Origin of the sequence: Kitasatospora sp. NPDC127067, from assembly GCF_042724755.1 — a bacterium.
Taxonomy (GTDB): Bacteria; Actinomycetota; Actinomycetes; order Streptomycetales; family Streptomycetaceae; genus Kitasatospora; species Kitasatospora lactacystinica.
This window is the reverse complement of sequence record NZ_JBHXEM010000008.1, coordinates 41,973-66,762: the sequence shown is the minus strand read 5'-3', so window position 1 is coordinate 66,762 and position 24,790 is coordinate 41,973. Positions and strand designations below refer to the sequence as shown.

Below are 24,790 nucleotides of genomic sequence, written 5' to 3'. Positions count from 1 at the left end.
GAGCCGGCCGGTGTGTGGGCACCGGCCGCAGCGATCGGGCATTCGATGCGGGTGCCATCGGATGCGATCAGATGATCGGTGGTCGGCCCAGCCTGGTCAGTCGCCAGACGGTACGCCACCGCATGGGCCGCCGCGGACCGCAGGGTTCGCGCCAGCCCGCCCGGAACCCGCCCCACCAGGCCTTCAGCGCCTCCGGGGAGGGGCGGCGGGCCAGGGTCAGCAGGAACCAGGTTCCCGGATAGAGAGGCACCAACAGGGCCGGAAGGTTCCGCCTCGCGAGCCAGACCCGGTTTCGGGCCACGTTGTGGAAGTAGGTCGCGTGGCGGGCCGGCGAGGTCGTGGGGTGGTGCAGCACCACGTCCGCCCGGTAGTCGATGGCCCAGCCGGCGTCCAGCGCGCGCCACGCGAGGTCGGTCTCCTCGTGGGCGTAGAAGAACTCGGCGGGCAGCTGCCCGGCCTGCTCGAACACCTTGCAGCGCACCGCGCTCGCGCCGCCGAGGAAGGTCGTCACCCGGGACGAGCGCAGCGGGTCGCTGGCGCGCAGCCGGGGGACGTGACGGCGCTGGGTGACCCCGGTGTCCGGATCCGCGATCCGGAAGGCGACGATGCCCAGCTCCGGGTCGGCGGTGAAGGCCTCGCGCAGCAGGCGGGCCGAGTCGGTGCGCGGCAGGTTCCCGTCGTCGTCCAGGAAGAGGACCGCGTCGACCTCCGCCCCGTCCCGGCCGAACAGCTCGATGCCGACGTTGCGCCCGCCCGGGATGCCCAGGTTCTCCGGCAGCTCGACGCTGCGCACGCCCTCCGGCAGCGGGGGCAGCTTCACGCCCTGGCCGACCACGGCCAGTTCGACCGCCGGGCCCTCCTGGGCGCGGACGGCCTCGATCAGGGCGTTCAGCTCGGCCGGCCGGTTGCCCATGGTGATGATCACGGCGCCGAGGCGGAAGTTCTCCGCGGTGGTCCCGTTCATCGCAGCCTGCTGGAGAGGACGATGCTCAGCAGGTGCAGCACGGTCTGGAGCATCGCGATCGCCGCCAGGACGACCACCGCGAGCCGGGTGAAGAGGAGTCCGCCGTGCACGGCGTCCGCGACGCCGGCGGCCAGGACGAACAGCGAGGCCTCGACCGCGCCGACCAGGCGGTGGAACTTCAGGAAGGAGGCCGCCCGGCGGGCCCTGGCGACGGAGGACGACCGCGGGACCGAGGCGCTGTCCTCGACGGCCGTCATGCCGCTGCGCGCCCGGGCCACGTCCACCAGGTCGGTCTCGGACTTGATCAGGATCGCGCCGAGCGCGGCCAGGGTGCCGAGGAAGGCCCACTCCCAGTGCGACCCGGCGCCCTCGCGGTGCAGCAGGTCGGTGGCGCGCAGGCCGAGGCCGGTCAGCAGGGCCGCCTCGGACATGTAGTGGCCGACCCGGTCCAGGTAGACCCCGGTGAGCGAGGTCTGCCGGCGCCAGCGGGCCACCTCGCCGTCCACGCAGTCCAGCAGCAGGTAGACCTGGATCAGCAGGGCGCCCAGGACGGCGCCCGCGATGCCCGGCACGACCAGCGCGGCACCGGCCAGGATGCCGGTGAACATCATCAGGTACGTCAGGCCGTTGGGCGTGATCGCCGTCATGGTGGAGAGCACGCGGGTGATCCGCAGCGAGATCTTCCGCATGTACAGGCGCCCGGCCCAGTGCTCGGCGCTGCGGCGCTGGAGCATGCCCTCCGGGTGGATCACCGCGCGCAGTTCCTCGATCGAGGGCCTGCGGCTCAGGTCCACCGGGGGCCGTTGGGCTCCCGCGGTGGAGGGGTCAGCTGTTGACGGCTTGGACATAGTCGGCGTACGCGTCCCTGATTGCGGAAGGGGAGAGGTCGAGGTGTTCGAGGATGGTGAAGCGCCCCGGTCGGGTGTTCGGAGCGTAGTGCACCGCTTCGGTGAACTCCGCCTCGGTGAAGCCGATCTGAGCGGCGGTCACCGGCAGTCCGTGGCTCGCCAGGCGCTCCACGATCAGACCGGTCAGCTCGCGCTCGCCCCGCAGGAAGCTGGCGAAGGCGGCGCCGAGGCCGACCTGCTCGCCGTGCTGGGCGGACCGCTTGGGATACAGCACGTCCAGGGCATGCGAGATCTCGTGGCAGGCACCCGACGAGGGCCGGGTGCTGCCCGCGATGTTCATCGCGATGCCGGACAGTACCAGGGCCTCGGCGAGCGCCGTCAGGAGGTCCTGGTCCTGGGTGCCGCCCGGGTGCCGCAGCAGGTTCTCGCCCGCCGAGCGGGCCATCGCCACGGCCAGTCCGTCCACCGGTTCACCGGTCACCGCGTGCGACAGCTCCCAGTCCGCGCACGCGGAGATGTTGGAGACGACGTCGCCCACGCCTGCCGCCACGAAGCGCGGCGGGGCCTGCCGGATCACGTCCAGGTCGACCACGATGCCGATCGGGCTGGGCACCCCGTAGGAGCCGCGCCCGGCGTCGTTGTCCAGGGTGGAGACCGGCGAGCAGATGCCGTCGTGGGCCAGGTTGGTGGCGACCGCGACCAACGGCAGGCCGACCCGGGCCGCGGCGTACTTGGCGGCGTCGATGATCTTGCCGCCGCCGAGGCCCACGATCGCGTCGTAGTGCCCGCCGCGCATCGCCTCGGCCAGCCGCACCGCGCTGTCCAGGCTGCCGTCGTCCACGTTGTACCAGTCGGCTCCGGGCAGGGCCGGCTCCAGGCGACGGCGCATGGCCGAGCCGGAGCCGTTGCTGATCGCGACCGCGATCCGGCCCGAGGCCGACAGCCGCTGGTCCGCGAGGATGCCGCCGAGCGCGTCCAGCGCGCCCGGGCGGATCTCGACGAACAGCGGCGACGGAACCAGTCGGGTCAGTACCGGCACGCGATCTCCCGCGCCTTCGCCAGGTCGTCGTGGTTGTCGACCTCGACCCAGGAGACCTCGCCGATCGGCTGCACGTCGATCCGCAGGCCGCGGTTCACCATCTCCTGGTAGCCGTCCTCGTAGTACAGCTGCGGGTCGCGCTCGTAGGTGGCGCGCAGCGCGTCGGTCAGGTCGGCGGCGGCGGACGGGTTGATCACCGTGACGCCGATGTACTCGCCGGTCGCCTCGGCCGGCTCCATCAGCTTGGTGATGCGGCGCATGCCCGTGGCCGGGTCGACGATCACCTTCATCTCCTCGTCGGCGAGCTTCTTCACCGTGTCGAGGGCGAGCAGGATGCCGGGGGCGGTGCCGGACTCGGTCAGTCGCCGGTTGCCCTCCAGCATGGTCCGCTGGACGGAGACCGGGTGGACGGTGTCGCCGTTGGCGAGCAGCAGGCCCTCGGCGAACAGCTCGCGGGCGCACCACAGCGAGTAGGCGTTGTTCCACTCCTCGGCCTTGTCGTTCTCGACCAGGTGGAGCTTGACGCCGTACTTGTTCTCCAGGGCGTCCTTGCGGTCGTACACCGCCTCCTTGCGGTAGCCGACGACGATCGCGGCCTCGCGCAGTCCGACCTCGGCGAAGTTGCCGAGCGTGAGGTCCAGGACGGTCCGCTCCCCGTCGACCGGCACCAGCGCCTTGGGCAGGGTGTCGGTGTACGGGCGCAGCCGGCGGCCGGCGCCGGCTGCCAGAACGAGGCCGATCATGCGGGTCTCCTGATCCGTCGTGCTGTGCGCGGATCTGTGCCGGAGGTCGGCGGCGCCACCGGTTCGCCCGGACCGGCGTTCGACCGGGGCGGGCGGCGGCGCGCCGGTGCCGGCACAGATCCGGGCACCGTGTCGTATGTGATGGTAGGCGACCGGGGCGACCGGCCAGAACGCGCCCGTGGGCCCGGGGCGGCCGACAGGGCGGCGGGCCCCGGGCGGCGGGCGGGACGAGCGGCGGCCGGAACGGCAGGCAGAACGGCGGCCGCGGTGGCGGTGGAGCGGCCCTGGGCGGCGGTGGAGCGGCCTGCGTCGGCAGTGGAGCGGCCCGGGGCGGCGGTGGGGCGGCCTGCGGCGACGGTGGGGCGGCCCGCAGCGACGGTGGAGCGGCCCGGGGTCCGCACCGGCTCCGCCGGGCCGGTCGAACGGGCTCCGAACGCGCGGCGAACGGTTCTGCGAATTCCGTGCCCCTTTCGGGGGCTCCCCGGATCCTTCTCTGGCCGGTTTCCGATTCCTCCGGGTCATGATCCGTCCGGTTGTGCGTGGGACCCCTGGCGAGTGCCACCCATACGGCAGACTGGAGCCCGACGCCGGCGCCGGTGCCCCTGCTGTGTCCGCCGCACTCCACCCGGTGCGTCGGAGACACCCGATGCTCCCGTTGCTCCCGCTCCCGAAAGAGGCCCCATGCCCCAGAGTCTGCCGACCGACCCGACGCACTTCGCTGCCGAGATCGACACCGGTCTCGACGTGGAGACCGATGTCACGGTCGACCCCCGGGCCACCGGATCCGCCCCGGCCGGAGCCGAGATCCTGCTGGAACTGGTCGACGACGAGGGCGTCACGATCGGCACGGGCGAGAAGCTCTGGGCCCACCAGCAGCCGGGCCGCCTGCACCGGGCCTTCTCCGTCTTCCTGTTCGACCGCCAGGGCCGGCTGCTGCTCCAGCGCCGGGCGCTCGGCAAGTACCACTCCCCCGGCGTCTGGTCGAACACCTGCTGCGGCCACCCGTACCCGGACGAGCCGCCGTTCGTCGCCGCCGCCCGGCGCACCGCCGAGGAACTGGGCGTCGCGCCGGCGCTGCTGTGCGAGGCGGGCACCGTCCGCTACGACCTGCCGGACGAGGCCTCCGGGCTGATCGAGCGGGAGTGGAACCACCTGTTCGTGGGACTCGTCACCGCGCCGGTCGAGCCGGACCCGGAGGAGGTGGACGACTTCGCCTTCGTGACCGCGCAGGAGCTGCGGGAGCTGCGGGCGGAGCGGCCGTTCTCGGTCTGGTTCGAGACGGTCTTCGAGGCCGCGCTGCCGGGCATCCGGGAGATCGCCGGGCGGGACTGGTAGTCCTGGTCCGGCCGCTCCGACCGCTCCGTCCATCGGCCCGGTCGTCGGCCCGGCCGGTCAGTGGCCGGGCTCCGGGGGGACGGGCAGCGAGGCCCAGATGACCTTGCCGCCCTCCCCCGTGTGTTCGACGTCGCACACCCCGCCGGCCTGCAGGGTGACGCTCTTCACCAGCAGCAGGCCGCGCCCGCCGGTGCTCGCGGTGTCGTTCTCCAGCGCCTTCGGCCGGTACGGATCGCCGTCCTCGACCGACACCCGCACCGAGGCCCGGTGCACCGACAGCTCGGTGACCACCTCGGGGGACAGCTCGGCGGCGTGCGTCACCGCGTTGCTCACCAGCTCCGAGACGATCAGCAGCAGGTCGTCCACCAGCTCCTGGTAGCGCACCCCGGTCATGCCCTGGGCCAGCAGACGGTCCCGCACCGCGTGCCGGGTGAGCGGCACCGAGGCCTCGGTGGCGGGCACCGGGAAGCGCCACACGCCCTCGGCGGGGCCTCCGGAGACCGTGGCCCCACCCCGGCCCTCCATCCGCCTGTCGCGTCTCGGTTCGGCCTTCGCCGCTCCGCTGATCTGCTCCACGTCCAGCCGCCCTTCGTCCGCGACCCGGGAATCAGGCGATCCGCTTCATGGCGCCCTCGGTCCACAGACGCTACGAGAGCCGTCGCGGCGGCCGTGGCACCGTCGACAAGTTGCCCGTGTCGGACCGGTTCCGGCCGCAACCGACCGCGGCCGGTGCGGGAGTCGACCGGTTCCTTCGCGGACGCCACCGGTTCGGGCCGGATTCGAGCGCGTTCCCAGGCTGTACCAACCTGTGCGGGCCGCGTTCCGGGCCGCGTGCGGCCCCCGCGGACCGCGTTCCGGGCCGTGTGCGGGCGGTACGGGCCGCGTTCCGGGCCGCGTTCCGGGCCGCGTGCGGGCGGTGCGGGCCGCGTTCCGGGCAGGCTCCGGGCTCGCCGCGGGCGCGGTACGGCCCGGACGCCGCGGCCCGCGGGGGCCGGACGGGCCTCGGACCAGGATGTCCGGTGGCCCCGCCCCGAGGAAGCGCAGGTGAGAAGCACTCCAGAACCCTGGTAATGTTCTCTCTGTCGCCGAGGGGGCGAGGAAAAAACCCCCGAAGCACACACCCGGTCCGGGTGGCGGAATGGCAGACGCGCTAGCTTGAGGTGCTAGTGCCCTTTATCGGGCGTGGGGGTTCAAGTCCCCCCTCGGACACAGCCGAATTCCCCGTGGGAGCCGAAAGGCACCCACGGGGAATTTCGTTTTTCGGGCCGCCCCTTTTCCGGGCCGGCCCCGGTCGCCATCCTCGACCACCACCCCTTCCGGGCACTGTGGCCTCGGTCTCCTCGCCGGTCCGCACCGGCCCGGACGCCGGACACGAGATGGCAACAATCGGACGGTTTGAGCTTCCTCTGAGGTATTCGCCCCTTTTCGGAACATAGGCTGCTCTCCGTTTGTCCGAAATACCGGCTCAAAATCGCAAAAACACCGACACCACCCGATGAACCACGAGCGAGAGGACCGATACGTTGAGTGAGCCCGAATCGTCGACGGCATCACACCAGAACTACCGCCGATCGCTCGGCACGATCAGCCTGACCGCGGTCGGGCTGGGGTCGATCATCGGCTCCGGGTGGTTGTTCGGGGCCGAGCGGGCCGCCAAGCTCGCCGGACCCGCCTCGATCCTCGCCTGGGTGATCGGTGCCGCGGTGGCGCTGACCATCGCGCTCACCTACAGCGAGCTGGGCTCGATGTTCCCCAAGGCCGGCGGCATGGTCCGATACGGCCAGTACTCGCACGGGTCGCTGGCCGGCTACCTGGCCGCCTGGGCCAACTGGATCGCCATCGTCTCGGTCATCCCGGGTGAGGCCACCGCCTCCGTGCAGTACATGAGCTCCTGGCACTTCGGCTGGGCACAGGGGTTGTTCGACGGCAAGGAGCTGACCCTCAGCGGAGTGGCGCTGGCCAGCGTGCTGCTGCTCGTCTACTTCGCCCTCAACTGGTTCGCGATCACGCTGTTCGCCAAGACCAACACCGCGATCACCGTCTTCAAGGTCGTCGTCCCGACGGTGACCGCCGGTGCGCTGCTCTTCGCGCACTTCGACACCGCCCACTTCACCGACCACGGCGGCTTCGCGCCGAACGGCTGGAGCTCGGTGTTCACCGCCGTCGCGGTCTCCGGCATCGTCTGGGCCTTCAACGGCTTCCAGTCCCCGCTCAACCTGGCCGGCGAGGCCCGCAACCCCGGCAAGTCGCTGCCGAAGGCCGTCATCGGCTCGATCCTGATCGCCCTGGTGATCTACGTCGCGCTGCAGATCGCCTTCCTCGGCGCCATCCCCGGCGGCGATCTGGCGAACGGCTGGAGCAACCTCTCCTACACCTCGCCGCTGGCCGACCTGGCCATCGCCTGGGGCCTGAACTGGCTGGCGATCACGCTGTACGCGGACGCCTTCATCTCGCCCTCCGGCACCGGCATGATCTACGCCGCCACCACCTCGCGCATGATCCACGGCGTGCAGGAGAACGGCCACCTGCCCAAGATCTTCGGCAAGGTCGACGCCAAGACCGGCATCCCGCGCCCGGCGCTGGTGCTCAACCTGGTGGTCGCCTTCCTGTTCCTCGCGGTCTTCCGCGGCTGGGGCTCGCTGGCCGAGATCGTCTCGGTGGCCACCGTGATCTCGTACATCACCGGCCCGGTCGCCGTGATGGCGCTGCGCCGCCTGGCCCCGGACCTGCCCCGGCCGGTCCGGCTGCGCGCCATGCCGGTGATCGCCCCGGTCGCGATGGTGTTCGGCTCGCTGGTGCTCTACTGGGCCCGCTGGCCGCTCACCGGCAAGGTCATCCTGCTGATGGCCGCCGGTCTGCCGATCTGGGCCTGGTACGAGCTGCGCAAGCCGTTCGCCGAGCTGAAGCCGCACCTGAAGGCGGGCGCCTGGATGGTCGCGTACCTGTTCGTGATGGCCGGCGTCTCCTGGGCGGGCAGCGCCGACTTCGGCGGGCACGGCTACCTGCCGGAGGGCTGGGACCTGCTGATCGTCGCCGCGATCGGGCTGGCGTTCTACCGCTGGGGCGTCGCCAGCGCCTGGGCCAACCCCTCGCTGGCCGCGGTCCGCCAGGAGATGGCCGAGGAGGCCCGGAGCGCCGCGCCGGACGACGCCGCGGAGCCCTCGCGGGTCTGAGGCGCCTGAGCACGTGAACTCACGGTGAAGGGCCGGTCGGAATCCTCCGACCGGCCCTTCGGCGTTCGCGGGGACCGTGCGCGGTGCGCCCCGTTTCCGGTGCGCTTCGTTCCCGGTGTACGTCCATTCTGCCGTGGCGGGCACCCCCGGGTCACCGTCTTCGGGGATGATCTTCGTCGCGGTTTCCGCGCCTAGCGTGGTCGCGGGCGGTCCTCGACGGGAGGGCCCGGGCAGGGAGCGTCGTCGACGTGACGGAAGCACAGCAGTACGGTCAGGATCCGGCCCTCGCGCGGGAGCTGACCGGGATGACGGCCGAGGACGGCGCGGCCGCCCGGCTGGCGAACAGCCCCGACCTGGCCGAACAGGCGGCCTGGCGCCGACTCACCGCCCGGCACGGGGACCGGCTCGCGGAGATCATGGCGGCGCACGGCTGGCCGACCGAGCGCACCGTCGGCCCCGAGGCCGCCCGGGCGGCCTGGCTGGTGGCGCAGCACGCGGACCGGCAGCTCGACGTCCAGCGGCGGGCGGTGACCCTGATGGGCGGGGCCGTCGCCAGGGGCGAGGCGAGCGCCCGCGACCTGGCCTTCCTCCAGGACCGGCTGGCGGTCAACGAGGGTCGGGAACAGCGCTACGGGACGCAGATCGGCGCCGTGACGGACGGCCGCCCGGTGCCGTGGCCCTGCGAGGAGCCCGAGCGGCTGGACGAGCGGCGCGCCGAGGTGGGCATCGAGCCGTTCGACGAGTACACCGCGCGGTTCGCCCCGAAGTAACCGTCACGTCCGCCGGGCGGGATTGACTCTTGCGCGCGGCCGTCCGCGCCGCATTGACTGGCCTCCGACCAGCGCTGCTGGTCAAGGGTCGGCTGAGTGGACGAGAGGACGATCGGTGCGGCAGTACGCGCAGTACCCGGAGCACGGCGACCAGTACATCGACGGCGAGTGGCGGCCCTCCGGTGACACCGGGTCGATCACCGTGCTGAACCCGGCGACCGAGCAGGTACTGGCCACGGTGCCGGCCGGCGGTCCGGCCGACGTCGACGCGGCGGTGACGGCGGCCCGCCGGGCGGCCCGGAGCTGGGGCTCCACCACCCGCGAGGAGCGGCTGGCCCTGCTGACCCGGCTGCGGGACGGGATCGCCGCCGCGCAGAACGAGATCACCGAGACCGTCGTCGCCGAGCTGGGCTCGCCGGTCGGCTTCGCCGGGGCCGTGCACGCCGGGCTGCCGCTCGCCGTGGCGACCTCCTACCTGACCCTGCTCGCCGAGCACCCCTTCGAGGAGCGGATCGGCAACTCGGTGGTGCACGCCGAGCCGGCCGGGGTGGTCGCGGCGATCACGCCCTGGAACTACCCGCTGCACCAGATCGTGGCCAAGGCCGTCCCGGCGCTGGCGGCCGGCTGCCCGGTGGTCCTCAAGCCGGCCGAGGACACCCCGCTGGTGGCCCGGCTGTTCGCCCGGCTGGTGCACGAGGCCGGCTTCCCGGCCGGCACCTTCCACCTGGTGACCGGCACCGGCGCGGTGGCGGGCGCGGCGCTCGTCGGGCACCGGGAAGTGGACCTGGTCTCCTTCACCGGCTCCACCGCCGTCGGCCGGCAGATCGCCGAGACGGCCGGCCGGGGGCTGAAGCGGGTCTCCCTGGAGCTGGGCGGCAAGTCCGCCAACGTGGTGCTGCCGGGCGCCGACCTGGCCCGCGCGGTCAAGGCCAACGTCGCCAACGTCTTCGCCAACTCGGGCCAGACGTGCAGCGCGCTGACCCGGCTGCTGGTGCACGAGGACCAGTACGACGAGGCGGTCACCCGGGCCGAGGAGCTCGCCGCCCAGTACCGGCCGGGCGACCCGACCGACCCGCGGACCCGGATCGGCCCGCTGGTCAACGCCAGGCAGCTGGACCGGGTGCGCGGCTACATCGACGGCGCGCTGGCCGAGGGCGCCCGGCTCGTCGTCGGCGGCTCGGAGCCCGTCGCCGAGCTGCCCACCGGCTACTACGTCCGCCCGACCGTGCTCGCCGACGTGACCCCGGAGATGACGGTGGCCCAGGAGGAGGTCTTCGGCCCGGTCCTGGCGATCCTCCGCTACCGCGACGAGGAGCACGCCGCCGAACTCGCCAACGGCACCCCGTACGGCCTTGGCGGCGGCGTCTGGGCCCGCGACACCGACACCGCCGCCGCCTTCGCCCGCCGCCTCGACACCGGCCAGGTGGACCTCAACGGCGGCCGCTTCAACCCGCTCGCGCCCTTCGGCGGCTACAAGAACTCGGGCCTCGGCCGGGAGCTGGGCCGCCACGGGCTGGAGGAGTTCCTCCAGTACAAGTCCCTGCAGTACTAGCCGCACCGGGCCGCCCGCGCCCGGGGATGTGGAGGCCGGGCGGGGTGGGGCGAACGACCGACAGCTGACAGCTGACAACTTTCAGATTTCAGCGAACAGATGACAGATTTCGAAATCTGTCATCTGTTCGCCGTCTGCCGTCCGCCGTCAGGCCAGGTCGACGCCCGGGTAGAGCGGGTACGGGGCGAGCAGGTCGGCAGCGCGCTTGGCGGTGGCGTCGCGGAGGGCGGCGTCCAGGCTGTAGGCGGCCTTGGACGGGGAGCCCTTGGCCGTGGTGGTGGGGGTGGTGGCGCTCAGGACGGTGTGGATCAGGTCGGCGATCTCGTCCATCTCCGCGGTGCCGAGGCCGCGGGTGGTGAGGGCCGGGGTGCCGAGGCGGACGCCCGAGGTGTACCAGGCGCCGTTCGGGTCCAGCGGGACGGAGTTGCGGTTGGTGACGATGCCCGAGTCGAGCAGGGCCGCCTCGGCCTGGCGGCCGGTCAGGCCGTAGCCGGAGACGTCGGCCAGGACCAGGTGGTTGTCGGTGCCGCCGGTGACCAGCTTGCCGCCGCGGCGCAGCAGGCCCTCGGCGAGCGCCTGGGCGTTGGCGACGACGGCGCGGGCGTAGGCCTGGAACTCGGGGCGGCGGGCCTCGGCGAGGGCGACCGCCTTGGCGGCCATGACGTGCGAGAGCGGGCCGCCGAGCACCAGCGGGCAGCCGCGGTCGACGTGCTCGGCCAGTTCTGACTGGCACAGCACCATGCCGCCGCGCGGGCCGCGCAGGGACTTGTGGGTGGTGGTGGTGACGATGTGGGCGTGCGGGACCGGGTCGTGGTCGCCGGTCAGCACCTTGCCCGCGACCAGGCCGGCGAAGTGCGCCATGTCGACCATGAGGGTCGCGCCGACCTCGTCCGCGATCTCGCGCATCCTGCGGAAGTTCACCAGGCGCGGGTAGGCGGAGTAGCCGGCGACGATGATCAGCGGGCGGAACTCGCGGGCGGTCTCGCGCAGCGCGTCGTAGTCGATCAGGCCGGTGGCCGGGTCGGTGCCGTAGCTGCGCTGCTCGAACATCTTGCCCGAGATGTTGGGCCGGAAGCCGTGGGTGAGGTGGCCGCCGGTGTCCAGGGACATGCCGAGCATCCGCTGGTTGCCGAGCTCCTGGCGCAGCCGCGCCCAGTCCTCCTCGGTGAGGTCGTTGACGTTGCGCACCGCGGCGCGCTCCAGGGCCGGGCTCTCGACCCGCTGGGAGAGGACGGCCCAGAAGGCGGTGAGGTTGGCGTCGATGCCGGAGTGCGGCTGGACGTAGGCGTGGTCGGCGCCGAACAGTTCGCGGGCGTGCTCGGCGGCGATGCTCTCGACGGTGTCGACATTGCGGCAGCCCGCGTAGAAGCGGCGGCCGACGGTGCCCTCGGCGTACTTGTCGCTGAGCCAGTTGCCCATGGTGAGCAGGACCGCCGGGGAGGCGTAGTTCTCGCTGGCGATCAGCTTGAGCGAGGCGCGCTGGTCCGCCAGCTCCTGGCCGATGGCGGCGGCGATCCGGGGTTCGACGCCGGCGACCACGTCGAGGGCGCTGCGGAAGGCGGTGTCGGCCGCGGCGGAGGCGGCGGTGTGGGGCTGCTGGGCCATGGCGGTCTCCTGGTGGGGATGCGGGGGCCCAGGCGCTCGGCAAGTTCACGTGAGGATTCACGGGGCCGCTTCCCGATGGTTGATTCCATCCCTACGCGCCAGTTGCGGCCCACCGGGATCGTACCAACACCGGAGGGACTGTGGCGGAGGTCTCAGAATGCGGAACGGGCAGTCCGCTATGTGCTGCTATGTCCGTTCTTTTGCAACGCCGGTGTTTCGGCGAAATGAAGCCGCCACATATCCCGAAACAGTTCCGCAGGAATGACCCGAACGACCTCCGAAGGTGATTTGCGGAACCTCGGACGCATCCGATCCAATGGCGCTCGAACGGCCGCCGGGAAAACCCCGGGACGCCGTACCGGAAATGCACACCAGCGCACCCTCACCCATGGGGCGGCGGAGAATTCGGGGGTTACGCCTCATGGCAGCGGTCGACACCGTCCCAGGCACCACGGCCGGGCCCGCACCCACCGCCGACGCCGGCCTGCTCCGCCGGATCCTGCGGGACCGGGTCGGCGCCGCCGCCCTGGCGGTGGTGGTGCTGTTCCTGCTGCTCGCACTCGGCGCCCCGCTGGTCGCCGCGCTGTACGGGAAGAACCCGGTCGACCACTACGGCCAGAACGTCCCGGGCCTGCTCAGCGACAGCGGACTGCCGATGCTGCCGAACGGCGGGATCTCCGGCGACTTCTGGTTCGGCCTGGAGCCCGGCCTCGGCCGGGACGTCTTCACCCAGCTGCTGTACGGCATCCGCACCTCGCTGCTGATCGCCTTCGCGGCCGCCGCGGTGACCACCACCCTGGGCGTGCTGGCCGGCGTCGCGGTCGGCTACCTGGGCGGGATCACGGACCGGCTGTTCGGATTCCTCGCGAATGTGCTGCTGGCCTTTCCCACGCTGCTCCTGCTGCTCGCGCTCAGCCCGGTGATCCAGTCCCGTTTGGTCGACCCGGGCACCGCGGAACCGGAGTGGATGCAGTTCCTGGTGCTGATCCTGGTTTTCTCGGCGTTCGGCTGGATTCCGCTCGCGCTTTCCCTGCGGGCCACCGTCCGCTCACTCCGGGAAAGGGATTTCGTGCAGTCCGCACGGGCCCAGGGCGCCGGCCGGTTCCATGTCGTCGTCCACGAACTTCTGCCGAATGTGCGCTCGCAGCTGCTGGTGCACGCCACCATGGCGGTGCCGACCTTCGTGGCCTCCGAGGCCGCGCTGTCCTTCCTCGGCGTCGGCATCACCGAGCCGGTCCCGGACTGGGGGCGGATGATCGCGCGCGGCTCCGAGGTCTTCCAGGCCGACCCCACCTACATGGTGTTCCCAGGCGTGGCGCTGCTGCTGTTCGTCATCGCCTTCAACCTGCTCGGCGACGCCGTCCGGGACGCGCTGGACCCGCGCGCCCGCACTGCCCGCTGAGCCCCCTCGCCTCCTCCCATCCATCAACCCGAGCCCGCCCCGGCACGATCCGCCGGGGCAAGGAGAGATTCGCCATGCGCTGGACCAGACCGTCCCTCGCCGTCATCGCCACCGCCCTGCTGGCGACCTCCTGCTCGGCCGGCGCGGGCAGCACCACCGGCTCCGGCGGCGCCGCCGGAGCCTCCGCCAAGGAGACCTCCCCGCTGACCGCCGTGCTCGGCAGCGAGCAGGAGAGCGCCGGCCCGGCCCCGGCCGTCCCGGGCGCCCGCGCGGGCGGCACGGTGAACGTGTACAACAGCGTGGAGTTCCGCCACCTCGACCCGCAGAAGGTCTACGCGGGCGCCGCCTACAACGCCTCGCTGCTCTGGGGCCGCCAGCTGACCCAGTACCAGGTCGTGGACGGCAAGGCCAAGCTGGTCGGCGACCTGGCCACCGACACCGGCACCCCGGCCGACGGCGGCCGCACCTGGACGTACCGCCTCAAGCCGGGTGTCGCCTGGGAGGACGGGCAGCCGATCACCGCCCAGGACGTCAAGTACGGCATCGAGCGCACCTTCGGCAAGGGCTACGAGGTCGGCCCGCCGTACTGGCCGCAGTGGCTCACCGGCGAGGCCGGCTACGAGGCGGCGCGCACCAAGTACGCGGGCCCGCAGGCCGGCGACCTGGACGCGATCGAGACGCCGGACGAGCGCACGATCGTCTTCCACTTCCCGCAGCCGCAGGCCGACGTCCCGTACATGGCCGCGCAGTCCTCCTCCTCCCCGGTGCGCCGGGACAAGGACACCGGGACGGACTACGACCGACTGCCGTTCGCGACCGGGCCGTACCGGATCGTCGAGCACGTCCAGAACACCCGCATGGTGCTGGAGCGCAACCCGGCCTGGAAGCCCGAGACGGACCCGATCCGCAGCCAGTACCCGGAGAAGTTCGTCTTCACGTACGGCAAGGAGGCACTCAACCTCAACCAGGAGATCCTCTCCGGACGGGACGGCGGCGCCAACGCCACCACCGCCTCCGACACCCTCTCCGCCGAGCTGTACCAGACCACCGACACCGACCCGAAGGCCAAGGAACTGGTGGTCTCCGGGCGGCAGGGCGCCTTCGTCACCCAGCTGATGATCAACAACGAGCGGGTGCCCGACGTCGAGGTCCGCAAGGCGCTGCACCTGGCCTACCCGCGCCAGCAGGCCCGCCAGGTCCAGGGCGGCGCCCGGACCGGCGAGCTGGCCACCACACTGAGCTCCCCCGCGCTGATCGACTACCAGAAGTACGACCTCTACCCGGCCAGGCCCGAGGGCGACCCGGAGGCCGCCAGGGCCGCGCTCGCCAAGGCCGAGCAGGCGCCCGGGAGCCTGACCTACGCGTACCGGAACACCCCGACCGGGCAACGCGTCGCGCAGGTGCTGGTCGAGGGCTTCGGCAAGGCCGGGATCACCGTCGTGCCCAAGCCGGTCGACCCCAAGGCCTTCCTGGACGAGGTGCACCGCACCGACTCCCCGTACGACCTGTTCGAGGAGACCAGCTCGGTCGACTGGCCGACCCCGTCCACCCTCGTCCCGTTCTCCTTCGACGGCCGGGCCGGCAGCGACATCAACTCCGCGCGCTACCGCAACCCGGAGGTCGACAAGGAGATCGACCGGATCAACCAGATCGGCGAACCCCGCGCCAAGGCCAAGGAGCTGTACGCGCTGGAGCAGACCGTGATGAAGGACCTGCCGGTGCTGCCGTTCGCCTACCCGACGGTCAACCAGCTGCGCGGCAGCAACGTCGGCGGGGCGTTCGTCCACCCGATCTACGGGACCGTCTCGCTGGCCTGGCTGTACCTGAAGTCCTGAGCGCCGGGGCCCGCTCCCGCTCCCCGGGTTCCACGGCGGAACGGGGGCGGGCCCCTTCCCCCTCCCTGCTCGCCCGCTCCCGCTCGCCCGCTTCCCGCTCAGCTGCTCGCCCTTCGCGCGCCTCCCCCGTCACGTCGACCCCGGATCGGCCATGCTCTCCTTCGTCCTGCGGCGGACCGCCCAGGCCCTCGCGGTCCTGGTCGCGGTCTCCGCCGCCGCCTTCGCCCTCTTCTACGCCGCGCCCGCCGACCCGGCCCGCGCCGCCTGCGGCCCGCGCTGCGACAGCGGGCAGGTCGCGGCGGTGCGCCAGAGCATGGGCCTGGACCAGCCGCTGCTCACCCAGTACACCGACTACCTGGTCGGAGTGGTCGCCGGCCGGGACATCGGCGACGTGGACGGCTCGACCATCCACTGCGACGCCCCCTGCCTCGGCTACTCCTACCGGCTGCACCAGCCCGTCACCGAGGCGCTGGCCGACCACCTGCCCGTCACCCTCTCGCTGACCGCCGGGGCGCTCGCCGTCCTGCTGGTGTTCGGCCTCGGCACCGGGTTCGTCTCCGCGCTGCGGCACGGGCGGCGGACCGACCGGCTGCTCTCCGGCTTCACCCTGGTCGGTGCGAGCGTGCAGATCTACTTCCTCGGGTACGTCGCGCAGTGGCTGCTGGTGTACTCCACCGGGCTGCTGCCGCTGCCCTCCTACACTCCGCCGGCCGAGGACCCGGCCGCCTGGGCGGGCGGGATGCTGCTCCCCTGGTTCATCCTGGGCTTCGTCAACTCGGCCGTGTTCGCCCGGCTTTCGCGCTCGCAGCTGCTGGAGACGATGAACGAGGAGTACGTCCGCACGGCGCGCGGCAAGGGTCTGGGACGGCTGCGCGCCCACCTGAAGTACACCTCGCGCGGCGCCGCCGGGCCGCTGGTGCAGCTGATCGGGCTGGAGGCCGGGGTGCTGCTCGGCGGAGCCGTGATCACCGAGACGGTGTTCGGGCTGAACGGGGTCGGACGGTTCGCCGCGGAGGCCGTCGCCGGGCAGGACCTGCCCGCCGTGGTCGGCGCGGTGCTGCTGGCCGCCTGCTTCATGGTGCTGTTCGTCGCGCTGGCCGACCTCGCGGTCGCCTGGCTCGATCCGCGTGTGCGGCTGAGCTGATGGGGAGTCCTTCGATGAAATCCACTGTTCCCGGGGACGGCGTGCGGCGCGAAGGGGCGAAGGGCACCGCGGCGGGGAGCGACGAGCCGGTGCTGAGCGTCCGCGACCTGACCGTCGCCTTCGCCGACCCGCGCGGCGGCGCACCCGTGACCGCCGTCCGGAACCTCTCCTTCGACCTCGCGCCGGGTGAAGTCCTGGGCCTGGTCGGCGAGTCGGGCTCCGGCAAGTCGACCGTCGGGCTCGCCGTCCTCGGTCTGCACGACCCGCGTACCACCACCGTCACCGGCTCGATCCGGCTGGGCGGACAGGAGGTCGTCGGTGCCGAGGAGTCCGCGCTGCGCGGGGTGCGGGGCGGACGGGCGGCGCTGGTCTTCCAGGACGCGCTCACCTCGCTCAGCCCCTTCCACGGCGTGGGCGCCCAGCTCGCCGAGATGTACCGGCTGCACCACCCGGGCACGGGCCGCGCCGAGGCGGGCCGGCGGGCAGCCGAGATGCTCGACCGGGTCGGCATCCCGGCGGCCCGGAGCCGCGACTACCCGCACCAGTTCTCCGGCGGCATGCGCCAGCGGGTGATGATCGCGATGGCGCTGATGAACGACCCCCGGCTGATCATCGCGGACGAGCCGACCACCGCCCTGGACGCCCGCGTCCAGCGGCAGGTCCTCGACCTGCTCGGCGAGTTGCAGCGCGAGCACGGGACGGCGGTGCTGCTGGTCAGCCACGACCTGGGCGTGGTCGCCGGGACGACGGACCGCACGCTGGTCATGCGCGGCGGGGCCGGGATCGAGTCCGCGCCGACCGCCGAACTGCTGGCCGCGCCGCGCGAGCCGTACACCCGGGCCCTGGTGGGCGCGGCGCTCCGGCTGGACTCGGTGCCGGGCACCGCCCTGCCGACGGTCGACGAGCCGACACCCTCGCGGACGTTCCGGCCGCGGACCGTCGGGCGCCCCGAGCGCTGGCTGGTCGAGGTTGACGACCTGTCCGTGCACTTCCCGGGGCGCCGGGGCCTCCCCGGCCTGCGGGCCGAACCGGTCCGGGCGGTCGAGGGCGTCGGCCTGCGGATCGCCCCGGGCGAGACACTCGGGCTGGTCGGCGAGTCCGGCTCCGGGAAGTCCACCACCTCGCGGGTCCTGGCCGGACTGCAACGACCCACCGGCGGAAGGGTGCTGTACGACGGCCAGGACGTCACCCGGCCCGACCGGGAGCTCAGGAAGCGGCTCAGCCGCGAGATCCAGCTGGTCTTCCAGGACCCGTACGCCTCGCTCAACCCGCGCCGGACGATCGGCCGGACCCTGGACACCCCGCTGCGCCTGCACACCTCGCTGGGCCCGGCCGAACGGCGGGAGCGCTCCGTCGAACTGCTGGAGCAGGTCGGGCTGGAGGCCGGGCACCTGGACCGCTACCCGCACGAGTTCTCCGGCGGGCAGCGCCAGCGGATCGGCATCGCCCGGGCGCTGGCCCCGCAGCCGCGGCTGATCATCGCCGACGAGCCGGTCTCCGCGCTCGACGTGTCGGTGCAGGCCCAGGTGCTCAACCTGCTGATGGAGCTGCGCGAACGGCTCGGCGTGGCGTTCCTGTTCGTCTCCCACGACCTCGCGGTGGTGCGGCACTTCTGCGACCGGGTGGCGGTGATGCACCGGGGCCGGCTGGTCGAGTCCACCGACCGGGACCAGCTCTTCGAGGCGCCGCACACCGAGTACACGAGGGAGCTGCTGGCGGCGGTGCACTGAGACGGTCCGGGCCGCCCGGCGAGTGGTCCGGCGACGGCTCGGCGGACGGCTCGACGAGTGGCTCGGCGGACGGCTCGGCGAGTGGCGTGGGAGTGAACGGGCAGGTCGTTCGCCGTTCGTTCGGCTGCGCCGGTCCGGCTCAAGACGCTAGCGTGCAGGCGATGTGACGTAGGAGACCCGAGCAAGGAATCACCAACCGAGGAGGCACATTTGTCGGACGACCTGCTCATCGCAAAGATCAACCACGGCTTCGATCACCTCGACGCCGACGGCGACGGCCTGCTCACCGAGCGGGACCACGTCCTGATGGGCCTCTCGGTGGCCCGCTCGCTCGGCCATCAGGAGGGTTCCGAGGCCGAGGCCGTGATAGTCCGCGCCTACCTGACGACCTGGCACGACCTGCACCTCGCCCGGCTGCCCGCCGGCACCGAGGCGATCACCCGCCAGCAGTTCGTCACCTCGACCGGCTCGCTCGCCGACGACCCCGAGGCCGCGCGCGAGATCCTCGGCGCGCTCGCCGAGGCCTTCCTCGCCGTCGCCGACGCCGACCGCAGCGGGACGGTGGACGCCGGTGAGTTCTTCGTCTTCCAGCGCGGCCACTTCGCCGGCCTCTCCCGCGACGACGCCGACGAGGCCTTCCGCCACCTCGACACCGACGGCGACGGCGTGCTCTCCGCCGCCGAGTTCACCACCGCGATCATCGAGTTCTGGACCAGCCGCGACCCGGACGCGCCCGGCAACTGGTGGACGGGCAAGCCGCCGTACGCCTTCTGAGCCGTACGGCGGACGGCCCTCCCCCGTGAGCCGGAAGCGCGGGGGCGGGCCGCCGTTGACATCGTGGACGCCGTGGCCGTCCTGACTGCTGTGGATGCCGTGGACGCCGTGACCGCCGTGGCCGTCGTCCGGGGCGGTGGTGGCGGGCCGGGCTCACCTCCGAGCGGACGGCTCCTTCGCCGGACGGGCCGGACTCCCGGCGCGCGACGCGCCGCCCGAACGCCGGCTGACGCTCACCACCAGGCAGACGCCCGCCACCACGATCGCGCCGCCCGCGAGGGTCGGGCCGGTCAGCGGTTCGGCGAGGATGAGCCAGCCCAGCAGCACCGCGACCACCGGGTTCACGTAGGCGTAGGTGGCGACCAGGGTCAGCGGGGCCGACCGCAGCAGCCAGGCGTACGCGGTGAAGGCGAGCAGCGAGCCGAACATCACCAGGTAGGCGAGGGCCAGCCAGGAGCGCCCGGAGATCGTTCCGAGGTCCAGCCCGTGCTGCTCTCCACGGCCCAGTCCGATCACCAGGTCGCCGACTCCGCCGACCAGCATCTGGTAGGCGCTCGCGGCCAGCACGTTGTCGGGCATCGGGATCCTCTTGGTCGCGAAGGAGCCGGTCGCCCAGAGCAGGGTGGCAGCGATGATCATGATCACGCCGGTCGGCTCGATCGACCCGCCGATCGCGGGCGCCGACAGGACGCCGAGGCCGACCAGTCCGAGCAGCACCCCGGCCAGCTCGGCGGGCCTCGGGCGCTCGCCGCCGACCGCCGTGAGCACCACCATCCACAGCGGGACCGCGGCCACCAGCAGGGCGGCCAGCCCGGAGGGGACGGAGGTCTCGCCCAGGACCACCAGTCCGTTGCCGCCGGTCAGCAGCAGCAGGCCGACCAGGGCGGAGGAGGCCAGCTGCCGCTTGGTCACCTTCAGACCGGCCGGGCCCTGGCGCACCAGGAGGTAGCCGGTCAGCAGCAGGCCGGCGACGAGGAAGCGGGCGGCGGCGGAGAGGAAGGAGGGCATCGTCTCCACGGCGATCCGGATCGCGAGGTACGTCGACCCCCAGACGATGTAGACCACGAGGAGGGCCAGCCAGACCGCGCCGCCGAGGCGGGGGCCGCGGGCGGGGGCCGCCTCGGCCCTGACGGCGGCGTCGGCGGGGACGGGGCTGTCGGCGCGGACGGGGGCGTCGGGGCGAACGAGGGCGTCGGCGGGCGCGGGAACGTCGGGGGCCACGCCGGGGGTCGGGCCGGGATCCGCGGCCGGTTGGGAGGGTGAAGCGGGCGATGTCATGGGTGTCCCCCTTGGACGGTGCTGGCCGAACATCCGACATGACAGCGCATGGACGGCCCGGTGCGCCAGTCCGTATCGGAACCCGGACCGCGGGACGTACGGTGGGCGATCCCCGACGAGGAGGTCGAACCCGTGCCCGCATCCGAGGAGTCCCTGCCGTTCTTCGTGTACGGCACCCTGCGCAGCGGCGGCCGCAATCACGCCGCCCACCTGGCCGGACGCTGCGCCGAGATCCGGCCGGCGGTCCTGGAGGGCGCCGCGCTGCACGAGGGCCCCGGCTTCCCGTACGCGGTGCCGGATCCGGCGCCCGGGCGCCGGATCCTGGGCGAGCTCGTCACCGTACGCCCGGGCGCGTACGCCGGAGCCCTGGACGCCCTGGACCGGCTGGAGGACTGCCGGGCGGACGGGACCGGGCTGTACGTGCGGCGGCGGATGGCGGTGCGGACGGCGGCGGGCGAGTTGCGGGAGGCCTGGGTCTACCTCGCCGGACCGAGGGCCGAGGCACGGCTGCGGGAGCGGCCGGCGCTGATCGAATCGGGGGACTGGGGAGCAGCCGGGGGAGGAGTGGGATGACGGGTGGCGGATGACAACCGCCAGGTAGGCTGCCCCGGCCAATGAGATTTCCTGCTCATCGGCCCATCGAACGACGAGGAGCCACCCGGTGCCCGAGCTGCCACCCCCGATCACCGTCGTCGGGATCGGGGCCGACGGCTGGCCCGGCCTCGCCGCCGGCTCCCGGGCCGCGCTGCGGGAGGCCGAGACCGTCGTCGGCGGCCCCCGCCAGCTGGACCTCCTCCCCCACGACGACGTCACCGCCGAACGCGTCCCCTGGCCGTCCCCGCTGCGCCCCGCCGTCCCCGGACTGCTCGCCGCCCACGCCGGCCGCCGCATCGCCGTCCTGGCCAGCGGCGATCCGATGTTCTACGGCATCGGCCGCACCCTCGCCGAGACCGTCGGCGCCGAACGCCTGCGCGTCCTGCCGCACCCCTCCGCCGTCTCCTACGCCTGCGCCCGGCTCGGCTGGCCGCTGGAGGCCACCGAGGTGGTCAGCCTGGTCGGCCGGCCGCTGGACGCCCTCTCCCTCGCCCTCCACCCCGGCCGCCGCCTGCTGGTGCTCAGCGCCGACGCCGCCACCCCGGCCGCCGTCGCCGAGCTGCTCACCGCCCGCGGCTTCGGCGGCGCCCGCCTGCGGGTGCTCGAACAGCTCGGCGCCCCCGCCGAACGCCACCTCGACGGCCCCGCCGACGGCTGGCCGCACCCGCCCGGCGACCCGCTGAACGTCATCGCCGTCGACCTCGGCGACGGCCCCCGCGCCTCCCTCGTCCCCGGCCTGCCCGACGCCGCGTACGAGAGCGACGGCCAGCTCACCAAGCGCCACGTCCGCGCCGCGACCCTCGCCACGCTGGCCCCCTCCCCCGGCGAGCTGCTCTGGGACGTCGGCGGCGGCTCCGGCTCGATCGCCGTCGAGTGGCTGCGCGCCCACCGCGACTGCCGGGCCGTCAGCATCGAGCGCGACCCGGCGCGGGCCGGGCGGATCGTCCGCAACGCCGCCGCACTCGGGGTGCCCCGGCTCCGCGTGGTGACCGGCCCCGCCCCCGCCGCTCTCGCCGAACTCCCCACCCCCGACGCCGTGTTCATCGGCGGCGGCCTCACCGCGCCCGGCCTGCTGGACGCCTGCTGGGCCGCGCTGCGCCCGGGCGGCCGGATCGTCGCCAACACCGTGACGCTGGAGTCCGAGGCGCTGCTCACCGAGTGGTACCGGCGCCACGGCGGGGAGCTCGTCAAACTCGCCGTCGCCCACGCCGTCCCGGTGGGCGGCTTCACCGGGTGGCGCCAGGCCATGCCGGTCACCCAGTGGTCCGCAGTCAAGCCCGAAACCCCTCAGGAGAACGCCTCGTGACCGTCCACTTCATCGGAGCCGGCCCGGGCGCCGCCGATCTGATCACCCTGCGCGGCCAGCGCATCCTGGCCCGCGCCGAGGTCTGCCTGTACGCGGGCAGCCTCGTCCCGCGCGAGCTGCTGGACGAGTGCCCGCCCGGCGCCCGCCTGATCGACACCGCCCAGCTCAACCTGGACCAGATCACCGCCGAGCTGGTCGCCGCCCACCGCGCCGGCCAGGACGTGGCCCGGCTGCACTCCGGCGACCCGTCCGTCTTCTCCGCCGTCGCCGAGCAGATGCGCCGCCTGGACGCGGCCGGCGTGCCGTACGAGGTGGTCCCCGGTGTGCCCGCCTTCGCCGCCGCCGCGGCCGCGCTGAAGCGGGAGCTGACCGTCCCGACCGTCGGCCAGACCGTCATCCTCACCCGGATCGCCAAGCGCGCCACCCCGATGCCCGAGGGCGAGGACCTCGCCACCCTCGGCCGCAGCGGCGCCCTGCTGGTGCTGCACCTGGCCGCCGGCTACGTGGACGACGTGGTCGAGCAGCTGCTCCCCCACTACGGCGCGGACTGCCCGGCCGCCGTGGTCGCGATGGCCAGCCGCCCCGACGAGCTGGTGCTGCGCGGCACCGTCGGCGACATCGCCGAGCAGGTCAAGGCTGCGGGCGTGGTCCGCACCGCCGTCATCCTCGTCGGCCGCACGCTGGCCGCCGAGCAGTTCCGCGACAGCCACCTCTACTCGGCGGACCGCGAGCGCCCGCACGAGCCCTGCGGGGCGTGATGCGGCACGTCCTGATCCTCGGCGGCACCACCGAAGGGCGGGCGCTGGCCGCCGAGCTCGCCCCGACCGCGCACCGGGTCACCAGTTCGCTGGCCGGCCGGGTCGCCCAGCCTCGGCTGCCCGCCGGGGAGGTGCGGATCGGCGGCTTCGGCGGACCGGAGGGTCTGGCCGACTGGCTGCGCACCGAGCAGGTGGACGCGGTGGTGGACGCCACCCACCCGTTCGCCGCCGGCATCTCCCGGAACGCCGCCCTCGCGGCCGCCGCCACCGCGGTCCCGCTGCTGGTGCTGCGCCGCCCCGGCTTCACCCGCGTCGACGGCGACCACTGGCTCCCCGTCCCCTCCCTCGCCGCGGCGGCCGACCTGCTGCCCCGGCGCGGGGAACGGGTCTTCCTCACCGTCGGACGACAGGGCGTCGGCGCCTTCGCCCACCTGGACGGGGTCCACTTCCTCGCCCGCTCGGTGGACCCGCCCGAGCCCCCGGTACCGCCCTCGTTCGAAGTCCTGCTGGACCGGGGGCCGTTCACGATCCACGGCGAAGAGGCACTGCTGCGCGGACACGCCATCGACGTCCTGGTCACCAAGGACAGCGGCGGCGCCGCGACCGCCCCCAAGCTGACCGCCGCACGCGGACTCGGCCTGCCCGTCATCATCGTGGACCGCCCGCCGGTCACGGAAGGCGTCCCGGTCGCACCGGACGTCCCCGGCGCACTGCGCTGGCTGGAGCACCTGGGCTAGCCGGCCCGGGCGCTGGACGGCCCGAGCACCAGCCGGCCCGGGCGCTGCGGCTGCTCACCGTCGTGCTGGTACCTGCTCGCCCGGTCGTCCCGCGGAAATTGCGGGGCGACCCCGGTGGACGCCGGGAAGGATGGCCCGATGACCGATGATCAGCGTACGCAGACTCCCCGCACCGCCGACGAACGCGCCACCCTGGCGGGCTTCCTGGACTACCAGCGCGACACCCTCGCGATGAAGTGCGCGGGCCTCACCGCGGAGCAGCTCCGCGCCCGCGTGCTGGAACCGTCCGGGCTCTCCCTGCTCGGGCTGGTCCGCCACCTCGCCGAGGTGGAGCGCAGCTGGTTCCGCAACGTCCTCAACGACGAGGGCCTGCCGGGCTTCTGGAAGCACCCGGACGGGTCCTTCGCCGAGTTCGACGCCGACACCGCCGACCCCGACGAGGCCTTCGCGATCTGGCGCCGGGAGTGCGACCACGCCCGGGAACTCGTGTCCGCCGCCGAGTCGTTGGACGTCCTGGGCCACTACGGCGACGAGGTCTTCTCGCTCCGCTGGATCCTCACCCACATGATCGAGGAGTACGCCCGCCACAACGGCCACGCCGACCTGCTCCGTGAGCACCTCGACGGCACCACCGGCGAGTAGCACCGGAAGCAGCACCGGACGCGGCCGGACGACGAGGGAGCGAACAGAGCGTGCGGACCCGCCAGAAGGGACGCGACACCCCCGGGCCGTCCGAGCCCTGGAACGAGATCGTCCCCGGGCTCTGGATGGGCGGGCACTACTTCACCCGGCCCGGCGGCGAGCTGGAACTCGCGATCGTACGGGCCGAGTTCGACCTGGTGGTCAGCCTGTTCACCCGTTCCGGGCACGGTCCGGCACCGGGGGTGGAGCACGTCGTCCGGGAGGTGCCCGACGCCCCGCTCTCCCCCGGTCAGCTGCTCGCCGTCCAGGAGGCGGCCGAGCTCACCGCGGCGGCCGTCCGCCGGGGCCGGCGGACGCTGGTGCGCTGCCACTCGGGGTACAACCGCTCGGGCCTGGTGGCGGCGCAGGCGCTCATCGGCCTCGGCCACGAGAGCGGCGAGGCGGTCCGGCTGGTCCGGGAACGGCGCTCGCCCTGGGCACTGAACAACCCGGTGTTCGTGGACTACCTGGACACCGGACTGGAGGTCGCCGTACTGCTGACCGGCCTCAACGGGTGAGGCC

At 73.2% G+C, this 24,790-nt stretch carries 22 protein-coding genes, 1 tRNA gene and 1 riboswitch; of the genes, 16 read left to right on the top strand and 7 right to left on the bottom strand.

Translation table 11 applies throughout. The features are described 5' to 3' along the window. Window positions 1-67: 67 nt before the first annotated feature. From ACFWJ4_RS05580 to ACFWJ4_RS05565, 4 genes are all read right to left on the bottom strand, one after another. Window positions 68-964: a glycosyltransferase gene (locus ACFWJ4_RS05580; protein WP_359901618.1), complete on the bottom strand. Its 897-nt coding sequence runs from the start codon at window positions 962-964 to the stop codon at window positions 68-70. Continuing rightward, window positions 961-1,698, bottom strand: coding sequence for a CDP-alcohol phosphatidyltransferase family protein (locus ACFWJ4_RS05575; protein WP_359901747.1), 738 nt, complete (start codon window positions 1,696-1,698; stop codon window positions 961-963). The genes ACFWJ4_RS05580 and ACFWJ4_RS05575 overlap by 4 nt, the downstream gene beginning before the upstream one ends. A 91-nt stretch (window positions 1,699-1,789) precedes the next feature. Further along, window positions 1,790-2,851: an iron-containing alcohol dehydrogenase family protein gene (locus tag ACFWJ4_RS05570; RefSeq protein WP_359901620.1), complete on the bottom strand. Its 1,062-nt coding sequence runs from the start codon at window positions 2,849-2,851 to the stop codon at window positions 1,790-1,792. After that, window positions 2,839-3,594 (bottom strand): phosphocholine cytidylyltransferase family protein, encoded by a 756-nt coding sequence (locus ACFWJ4_RS05565; protein WP_359901623.1) that lies wholly within the window; start codon window positions 3,592-3,594, stop codon window positions 2,839-2,841. The genes ACFWJ4_RS05570 and ACFWJ4_RS05565 overlap by 13 nt, the downstream gene beginning before the upstream one ends. 681 nt (window positions 3,595-4,275) lie before the next feature. Between ACFWJ4_RS05565 and idi the strand changes: the two genes are divergently transcribed. Beyond that, window positions 4,276-4,929 (top strand): isopentenyl-diphosphate Delta-isomerase, encoded by a 654-nt coding sequence (idi, locus tag ACFWJ4_RS05560; protein WP_359901625.1) that lies wholly within the window; start codon window positions 4,276-4,278, stop codon window positions 4,927-4,929. Between the two features lie 57 nt (window positions 4,930-4,986). Here idi and ACFWJ4_RS05555 read toward each other — a convergent pair whose 3' ends face one another. Continuing rightward, window positions 4,987-5,454 (bottom strand): ATP-binding protein, encoded by a 468-nt coding sequence (locus ACFWJ4_RS05555; RefSeq protein ID WP_359901750.1) that lies wholly within the window; start codon window positions 5,452-5,454, stop codon window positions 4,987-4,989. A gap of 599 nt (window positions 5,455-6,053) precedes the next feature. Here ACFWJ4_RS05555 and ACFWJ4_RS05550 point away from each other — a divergent pair. The 4 genes from ACFWJ4_RS05550 to ACFWJ4_RS05535 all read left to right on the top strand — a co-directional run bounded on the left by ACFWJ4_RS05550 (window position 6,054) and on the right by ACFWJ4_RS05535 (window position 10,424). Further along, window positions 6,054-6,138 (top strand) — tRNA-Leu (locus ACFWJ4_RS05550). A 314-nt stretch (window positions 6,139-6,452) separates the two neighbouring features. After that, on the top strand, window positions 6,453-8,102 hold the full coding sequence (locus ACFWJ4_RS05545) for an APC family permease (RefSeq protein WP_380539519.1): 1,650 nt from the start codon (window positions 6,453-6,455) through the stop codon (window positions 8,100-8,102). A 305-nt stretch (window positions 8,103-8,407) separates the two neighbouring features. Beyond that, window positions 8,408-8,872: a DUF6624 domain-containing protein gene (locus ACFWJ4_RS05540; protein ID WP_380539625.1), complete on the top strand. Its 465-nt coding sequence runs from the start codon at window positions 8,408-8,410 to the stop codon at window positions 8,870-8,872. Window positions 8,873-8,987: 115 nt separating this feature from the next. Further along, entirely contained in the window at window positions 8,988-10,424 is a 1,437-nt protein-coding gene (locus ACFWJ4_RS05535; RefSeq protein WP_380539517.1) for an aldehyde dehydrogenase family protein, read from the top strand. Window positions 10,425-10,571: 147 nt separating this feature from the next. Here the strand turns inward: ACFWJ4_RS05535 and ACFWJ4_RS05530 are convergent, their stop codons facing one another. Continuing rightward, the gene (locus ACFWJ4_RS05530) at window positions 10,572-12,029 is read right to left on the bottom strand and encodes a glycine hydroxymethyltransferase (protein WP_380539514.1); all 1,458 of its coding nucleotides are present in this window, start codon (window positions 12,027-12,029) and stop codon (window positions 10,572-10,574) included. Between the two features lie 19 nt (window positions 12,030-12,048). After that, a riboswitch (ZMP/ZTP riboswitch) is annotated at window positions 12,049-12,145 on the bottom strand. A 305-nt stretch (window positions 12,146-12,450) separates the two neighbouring features. Here ACFWJ4_RS05530 and ACFWJ4_RS05525 point away from each other — a divergent pair. The 5 genes from ACFWJ4_RS05525 to ACFWJ4_RS05505 all read left to right on the top strand — a co-directional run bounded on the left by ACFWJ4_RS05525 (window position 12,451) and on the right by ACFWJ4_RS05505 (window position 18,914). Continuing rightward, entirely contained in the window at window positions 12,451-13,431 is a 981-nt protein-coding gene (locus tag ACFWJ4_RS05525; protein ID WP_380539511.1) for an ABC transporter permease, read from the top strand. A 74-nt stretch (window positions 13,432-13,505) separates the two neighbouring features. Then, complete coding sequence (locus tag ACFWJ4_RS05520) at window positions 13,506-15,266, top strand: ABC transporter substrate-binding protein (RefSeq protein WP_380539508.1); 1,761 nt, start codon at window positions 13,506-13,508, stop codon at window positions 15,264-15,266. Window positions 15,267-15,417: 151 nt separating this feature from the next. After that, window positions 15,418-16,410 (top strand): ABC transporter permease, encoded by a 993-nt coding sequence (locus tag ACFWJ4_RS05515; protein WP_380539505.1) that lies wholly within the window; start codon window positions 15,418-15,420, stop codon window positions 16,408-16,410. A 14-nt stretch (window positions 16,411-16,424) separates the two neighbouring features. Beyond that, a complete protein-coding gene (locus ACFWJ4_RS05510) occupies window positions 16,425-18,140 on the top strand; it encodes a dipeptide ABC transporter ATP-binding protein (RefSeq protein WP_380539502.1) in 1,716 nt (571 codons plus the stop codon). 210 nt (window positions 18,141-18,350) lie between these two features. After that, a complete protein-coding gene (locus ACFWJ4_RS05505; RefSeq protein ID WP_359901645.1) occupies window positions 18,351-18,914 on the top strand; it encodes an EF-hand domain-containing protein in 564 nt (187 codons plus the stop codon). A gap of 153 nt (window positions 18,915-19,067) precedes the next feature. On the opposite strand, the gene ACFWJ4_RS05500 is transcribed toward ACFWJ4_RS05505, so the two are convergent. Next, on the bottom strand, window positions 19,068-20,192 hold the full coding sequence (locus tag ACFWJ4_RS05500) for an EamA family transporter (protein ID WP_380539499.1): 1,125 nt from the start codon (window positions 20,190-20,192) through the stop codon (window positions 19,068-19,070). Between the two features lie 132 nt (window positions 20,193-20,324). Between ACFWJ4_RS05500 and ACFWJ4_RS05495 the strand changes: the two genes are divergently transcribed. From ACFWJ4_RS05495 to ACFWJ4_RS05470, 6 genes are all read left to right on the top strand, one after another. After that, a complete protein-coding gene (locus tag ACFWJ4_RS05495) occupies window positions 20,325-20,765 on the top strand; it encodes a gamma-glutamylcyclotransferase family protein (RefSeq protein ID WP_380539497.1) in 441 nt (146 codons plus the stop codon). An 88-nt stretch (window positions 20,766-20,853) separates the two neighbouring features. Then, the gene (gene cbiE, locus ACFWJ4_RS05490; protein WP_380539494.1) at window positions 20,854-22,092 is read left to right on the top strand and encodes a precorrin-6y C5,15-methyltransferase (decarboxylating) subunit CbiE; all 1,239 of its coding nucleotides are present in this window, start codon (window positions 20,854-20,856) and stop codon (window positions 22,090-22,092) included. Further along, a complete protein-coding gene (cobM, locus tag ACFWJ4_RS05485; protein WP_359901657.1) occupies window positions 22,089-22,850 on the top strand; it encodes a precorrin-4 C(11)-methyltransferase in 762 nt (253 codons plus the stop codon). The genes cbiE and cobM overlap by 4 nt, the downstream gene beginning before the upstream one ends. Beyond that, window positions 22,850-23,587, top strand: coding sequence for a cobalt-precorrin-6A reductase (locus tag ACFWJ4_RS05480; protein WP_380539622.1), 738 nt, complete (start codon window positions 22,850-22,852; stop codon window positions 23,585-23,587). The genes cobM and ACFWJ4_RS05480 overlap by 1 nt, the downstream gene beginning before the upstream one ends. Before the next feature lie 138 nt (window positions 23,588-23,725). Further along, complete coding sequence (locus tag ACFWJ4_RS05475; protein ID WP_380539491.1) at window positions 23,726-24,229, top strand: DinB family protein; 504 nt, start codon at window positions 23,726-23,728, stop codon at window positions 24,227-24,229. A 50-nt stretch (window positions 24,230-24,279) separates the two neighbouring features. Next, complete coding sequence (locus ACFWJ4_RS05470; protein WP_380539488.1) at window positions 24,280-24,786, top strand: protein phosphatase; 507 nt, start codon at window positions 24,280-24,282, stop codon at window positions 24,784-24,786. Window positions 24,787-24,790: the final 4 nt, after the last annotated feature.

Bases quoted from the DNA above. Each gene is read 5' to 3' on its own strand.
- ACFWJ4_RS05580 (WP_359901618.1), bottom strand. From the start codon at position 964: ATGAACGGGACCACCGCGGAGAACTTCCGCCTCGGCGCCGTGATCATC.
- ACFWJ4_RS05575 (WP_359901747.1), bottom strand. From the start codon at position 1,698: ATGCTCCAGCGCCGCAGCGCCGAGCACTGGGCCGGGCGCCTGTACATG.
- ACFWJ4_RS05565 (WP_359901623.1), bottom strand. From the start codon at position 3,594: ATGATCGGCCTCGTTCTGGCAGCCGGCGCCGGCCGCCGGCTGCGCCCG.
- idi (WP_359901625.1), top strand. From the start codon at position 4,276: ATGCCCCAGAGTCTGCCGACCGACCCGACGCACTTCGCTGCCGAGATC.
- ACFWJ4_RS05555 (WP_359901750.1), bottom strand. From the start codon at position 5,454: ATGGAGGGCCGGGGTGGGGCCACGGTCTCCGGAGGCCCCGCCGAGGGC.
- ACFWJ4_RS05540 (WP_380539625.1), top strand. From the start codon at position 8,408: ATGACGGCCGAGGACGGCGCGGCCGCCCGGCTGGCGAACAGCCCCGAC.
- ACFWJ4_RS05530 (WP_380539514.1), bottom strand. From the start codon at position 12,029: ATGGCCCAGCAGCCCCACACCGCCGCCTCCGCCGCGGCCGACACCGCC.
- ACFWJ4_RS05525 (WP_380539511.1), top strand. From the start codon at position 12,451: ATGGCAGCGGTCGACACCGTCCCAGGCACCACGGCCGGGCCCGCACCC.
- ACFWJ4_RS05520 (WP_380539508.1), top strand. From the start codon at position 13,506: ATGCGCTGGACCAGACCGTCCCTCGCCGTCATCGCCACCGCCCTGCTG.
- ACFWJ4_RS05515 (WP_380539505.1), top strand. From the start codon at position 15,418: ATGCTCTCCTTCGTCCTGCGGCGGACCGCCCAGGCCCTCGCGGTCCTG.
- ACFWJ4_RS05510 (WP_380539502.1), top strand. From the start codon at position 16,425: ATGAAATCCACTGTTCCCGGGGACGGCGTGCGGCGCGAAGGGGCGAAG.
- ACFWJ4_RS05500 (WP_380539499.1), bottom strand. From the start codon at position 20,192: ATGACATCGCCCGCTTCACCCTCCCAACCGGCCGCGGATCCCGGCCCG.
- ACFWJ4_RS05480 (WP_380539622.1), top strand. From the start codon at position 22,850: ATGCGGCACGTCCTGATCCTCGGCGGCACCACCGAAGGGCGGGCGCTG.
- ACFWJ4_RS05475 (WP_380539491.1), top strand. From the start codon at position 23,726: ATGACCGATGATCAGCGTACGCAGACTCCCCGCACCGCCGACGAACGC.